Here is a 5,770-nt window from a genome sequence, read left to right as displayed (position 1 = left end):
GTTTCTGCTGCAATTGCTGAAGCATTAGTAGCATCTCCTGTCGTTCTAGCTGCAGCTTCTGCTGTTATTGCAGCTGCTCTAGCTGTAGTTTCTGCTGTTATTGCTGAAGCATTAGTACCATTAGCGGTATTTTGAATAGCGTCTGCGTCAGTTCTAGCTGCAGCTTCTGCTGCAATTGCAGCTGCTCTAGCTGTAGTTTCTGCTGCAATTGCTGAAGCATTAGTACCAATAGCGGTATTTTGAATAGCGTCTGCGTCAGTTCTAGCTGTAGTTTCTGTTGCAATTGCTGAAGCATTAGTACCAATAGCGGTATTTTGAATAGCGTCTGCGTCAGTTCTAGCTGTAGTTTCTGCTGCAATTGCTGAAGCATTAGTAGCATCTCCTGTCGTTCTAGCTGCAGCTTCTGCTGTTATTGCAGCTGCTCTAGCTGTAGTTTCTGCTGTTATTGCTGAAGCATTAGTACCAATAGCGGTATTTTGAATAGCGTCTGCGTCAGTTCTAGCTGTAGTTTCTGTTGCAATTGCTGAAGCATTAGTAGCATCTCCTGTCGTTCTAGCTGCAGCTTCTGCTGTTATTGCAGCTGCTCTAGCTGTAGTTTCTGCTGTTATTGCTGAAGCATTAGTACCAATAGCGGTATTTTGAATAGCGTCTGCGTCAGTTCTAGCTGTAGTTTCTGTTGCAATTGCTGAAGCATTAGTAGCATCTCCTGTCGTTCTAGCTGCAGCTTCTGCTGCAATTGCAGCTGCTCTAGCTGTAGTTTCTGCTGCAATTGCTGAAGCATTAGTACCAATAGCGGTATTTTGAATAGCGTCTGCGTCAGTTCTAGCTGTAGTTTCTGCTGCAATTGCTGAAGCATTAGTAGCATCTCCTGTCGTTCTAGCTGCAGCTTCTGCTGTTATTGCAGCTGCTCTAGCTGTAGTTTCTGTTGCTATTGCATCTGTATTATCCGAAATAGCTATGTTTTGAAGACCATCTGCAGTCGTTCTAGCTAAAGCTTCTGCTGTTATTGCTGCTGCTCTAGTTGTAGCTTCTGATGCTATTGCACCTGTATTATCCGAAATAGCTGTGTTTTGAAGACCATCTGCAGTCGTTCTAGCTAAAGCTTCTGCTGTTATTGCAGCTGCTCTAGCTGTAGTTTCTGCTGTTATTGCTGAAGCATTAGTACCAATAGCGGTATTTTGAATAGCGTCTGCGTCAGTTCTAGCTGTAGTTTCTGTTGCAATTGCTGAAGCATTAGTAGCATCTCCTGTCGTTCTAGCTGCAGCTTCTGCTGTTATTGCAGCTGCTCTAGCTGTAGTTTCTGTTGCAATTGCTGAAGCATTAGTACCAATAGCGGTATTTTGAATAGCGTCTGCGTCAGTTCTAGCTGTAGTTTCTGCTGCAATTGCTGAAGCATTGGTAGCATCTCCATTTGTTCTAGCTGTAGTTTCAGTTGATATAGCTGTAGCGTTTGCACCAATAGCTGTATTTTGAATAGCATCCGCATCAGTTCTAGCTGTAGTTTCTGCTGTTATTGCTGAAGCATTAGTAATATCTCCATTTGTTCTAGCTGTAGTTTCAGTTGATATAGCTGTAGCGTTTGCACCAATAGCTGTATTTTGAATAGCATCTGCATCAGTTCTAGCTGAAGTTTCTGCTGTTATCGCTGAAGCATTAGTAATATCTCCATTTGTTCTTGCTGTAGTTTCAGTTGATATAGCTGTAGCGTTTGCACCAATAGCTGTATTTTGAATAGCGTCTGCGTCAGTTCTAGCTGTAGTTTCTGCTAAAATTGAAGCTGCATTGGCACCTACATTAGTGGTAAGTGTTCCTTCTGCTGCTGTAGCTCTTGCAATTTCTGCTGCTAAAGCCCCAGAACCTACCGAAACACTTGCGTCAACATAACTTTTAACCGCATTTTGAGTTGGATATAAAACATCACTTGTTCCTAATGTGGGAGCATTTGATTTGTTAACCACGTTTTCTTTTAAATCTAATGCTGCTAGTTGCGCCGTCGATATAGGTTTATTAGCATCTGATGTATTATTAACATTTCCTAATCCAAAATCAGCAGCCACAACTTGTGAGCCAGCTATCACCCTTCCTTTTTCATCAACTGTTACTTTTGAATAAGTTCCAGCACTCACTCCAGTAGTTGAAAGTGTGGTAACAAGGCCTGAACCAGAAGTTGTTACATCCCCAATTAAGCCTCCTGGAGCATTCAAAACACCACTAGAAACGGTAACTAAACCTGTCCCTGAAGGGGCAGGACCAGTTGCTCCCGTAGGACCTGTAGCTCCTGTCAATCCTATCGAACCTTGAGGACCAGTTGCTCCCGTAGGACCAGTAGCTCCTGTCATCCCTATTGGACCTTGAGTACCTGTTGCGCCAGTAGGACCTGCAGGCCCCGCTATACCGGGAACATTTGCATTTTCGGCATATAAGGCATAAGGTACGCTATTCAATTGTGTAGTACCCATATCTAAAAAAACAGCACCACCAGTTGCATCCATTTCAACTTGGATAAACTTAGCGCCAATACCCCAGTTTACAGCTGCTAAAGTACCAGTAGTTGGCGTTCCTGAACCAATATTCACATTAAATAACCCAAGATTGGTAGTAGTAACATTATGAGTTTCTCGAAACACAATTGAACCTGTTGAAGTACCACTACGAATAGAAAACCTCAAACTGATGTTTTGCAAAGCTCGTATATCTCCACTAGCATTTCGAGCGACTCCCTGATAGGGAATCGCTTGAGGAGATTGAGCATAGGCCTTATCAATTGTGCCTATAAAACTAAAAATAGATATTACTATCAATATAATTGTATGTAGTAATTTTTCTTTTGAAGTAAAAATATTTTTCATAAGATTTATTTTTTTTATATGAGTAATTTAATTTCTTAAAATAGTAAAGCCTTCTCTCTTTTTAAAGGGTATATTTTGCACAAAAGGATTAATAATAAAAATGGATTATGGCACTAGAAGAAGTATCAAAAAAATTAAGATTTTATTTTCAGGAAACTGAAACTATAAATAATACTAATTATACTTGAGAAGTTACTTGCTACCACTTAGAAAACGAATTCTATCAAAAGTAACTTTAGAAACTTACCCATATTCCAGTTCTGGTAAAGTTAATGTGCGATAAAAAAAAATATTTGTAATAAAAAGAACTATAGTTAAAAATCCAGATTTGGGTAGAAATGTTTTCATATTTATTGAATTCAAATAATGAATTGGGACTGTTTTTTCTTAAAATATAAATGCGGAAAGAACTTTTTTGAGTTGTAACCATTTAACATAATTTTATAAAATTTACGGTTTTTTTAGACAAAAAACATTCAAATAATCATCTGAATTTCATCAACTTAAATGCTAAATTATGTAATTAAGAACACATTAGTCCAATTTTTCATACATTTCCGATTAAAGGAATAAAAAAAACTATGAACTACATACCTTATGATTTTCAGAGGAAATAAAAAAAATATAATGATAAAATATGCTGGCTTTTGAATCCGATTTTTAATTTGAATTGATGAAAATTTAATTCAAAATTAAGTCAACTCTCCTCAATAACCTTGTGAAACCCGACAGCTCCTTATATTAAAAACTTCCTTAATTTATTATAATGCTATCAGCCCAAATCATTATTCATAAAACGCAATAAGGCTAAATATTTCATTTTAAATTGAAACCCATTCCTGATGCTTATGTATTTACTGCTTTTACCTAAAACTGAATTCTCAAATCATTTTAACTACTATATAAAAAAACTCCATCCCAATAAAATTGAAATGGAGTTTTTAAAACTTGTTATAAATAATCTTTATTGTTTAATTAATCTGATTATTTTTTGGTCAATACCCTGAGTAACTATCGCAATGTAAGCACCTGATGGAAGTCCATCACCAAACTTAATTTGCTGCCCATCACTATTATCAATATGTTTCACCATTCTTCCAAGTGAATCATATACTAATACTTCCACTTTTTCATTACTGCCACCTTTCATCTCTATAATAAAGTGCTGGCTTGATGGATTTGGATAAGCAATTACATTGAAAGGAACTGGTTCTGATACTTCTTTTATTTCTTTGGCAATAACCACCGGTATTTCCATTACTTGTTTGGAAGCAACTGAATTAGCCGTACGGGCAGTTGTTGCTGGTACAGATACTGAACAATTTCCACCACCAGAAACAAAAACTTTACTATTAGAATTTACCGCTTGAAGTACTGATTTTGCAGTTAACGAATCCCAATTACTTGAGAACCATACACCTCCTGCCTTCCTGTAATAGGTAATGGCTATTTTTTGTTCACAAGCATTTTGGAATGCCACCATTTGGAAGGTAGCTCCGCTTTCAACTGATACAACAGTTCCATTGGTAAGTTGCTCTTCCATATTTGCTTTAGCACTGAAAGTACCGGTTGCTAATGGATTAGCTATAGCCAGCAAAGCAATTGCATTTGTCCTAATTAAGTAAGTATGCAATTTAGAATCGAGGATACCATTTCTGTCATACCAACTGCGAACCATAATATTAACTTTTCCTTTCGGATTTGTGCCTGATTTGGTATACTGAATATCAAACTGGAAGTCTGTATTTAAACCTGCAGCACCTTTAATGTATCCTGATGAACTTTGATTTGTAAGGTTGCTACCTCCAGTAATAAATCCTCCGGTAACAGGTTTTGAAACAGTAACGATCCCTCCAGACAGCGCATCCCAAGGATTATTGGTATAAGCTCCAGTAACCTTCACAGCTATCTGGAAGCTTTGTGAATTTAACGAACCTATATTTAACTGAACAATAGCACTTGCAGTACCAACACTTCCATCGGTTACATCCACCAAGCCTACTGGCAAATTCTGAGCACTTGGAATGGCCGTTAAGGTAGTTCCGTTAACAAAATAGAACGAAACTTTTGCCCCCCGCACATCACCACCAGGTACATTTGTATCTCTTATGGCTGCAACCACAGTTACAGTTGCAGTACTAGTATTTGGCCCAGTTGTCCAAGCAAAGCCATCACCTACATAGAAGCCTGTTGCAGCGTATGGATCTGCATTTCTTGGAACAACAGTAAGTGTTTTAGAGTCAGAAGAACCCGAAGTATAGTTTGAATTAGTACTTGTAAAAGTGGCTGTTACGGTATAACTACCCGGAATAACAGTTGCAGGTAGTTGGTTAATAACCATCGCCTGTACTGAACCATCCAGAGAACCAGGGATTGGAACAACAATAGCTGTATAATTGACTGTTCCTATTACGAATGTAACAAAACCTGTAAGTGGCGTTGCTGTATTCAATGGTTTAATTACCGCTGTATAAGTAAGGTTATCCATATAGCGAACCTGATAACCACTAAGTGTTAGTGTTAAAGTGGTTGGTGCTTGGGTAATGTTTGCAGTTGTTGTGGCTGTCGTATTCAACAGATTATAGTTAGCAGCATCTGTACCACTAATTGAAATACCATATACTGTAATTGGTTTATTAACATCAACAATAGAACCATTAGGGTTATCAAAAGAAGCCGCACTATAAGAAGCCGTTACATCATCTCCACTTACTTTATTAGTAGAAAGAGTTACAGTTGCCGTTGTATTGCCATCGTACACTTTATCTATGCCGGTAGCAGTTACGGTAAGGTCTCGTTTAGTTATATTTGCTGTTGTTGTTCCCACGGATGTCAAACTGTAGTTCCCCGCTTGCAATCCTGACAAACTCATGCCCGAAGAGGTAACTGTTTTGCCATTGGCAACGTCTTTATCGCTGAAG

At 38.2% G+C, this 5,770-nt stretch carries 2 protein-coding genes; both read right to left on the bottom strand.

Going from position 1 to position 5,770, the window contains the following annotated elements:
- Nucleotides 1-2,849 (bottom strand): beta strand repeat-containing protein (locus tag ACM55K_RS17365; RefSeq protein WP_416851595.1); only part of this gene is annotated, 2,849 nt, incomplete at its 3' end.
- 964 nt (nt 2,850-3,813) lie between these two features.
- Nucleotides 3,814-5,770: YDG domain-containing protein (locus ACM55K_RS17360; protein WP_416851594.1), on the bottom strand; the 1,957-nt coding region annotated here is incomplete at its 5' end.

Source organism: Flavobacterium arabinosi, from assembly GCF_048158725.1.
Lineage (GTDB): Bacteria > Bacteroidota > Bacteroidia > Flavobacteriales > Flavobacteriaceae > Flavobacterium > Flavobacterium arabinosi.
The sequence above is the reverse complement of the archived record's forward strand: the minus strand, read 5'-3'. Positions and strand labels throughout refer to the sequence as shown.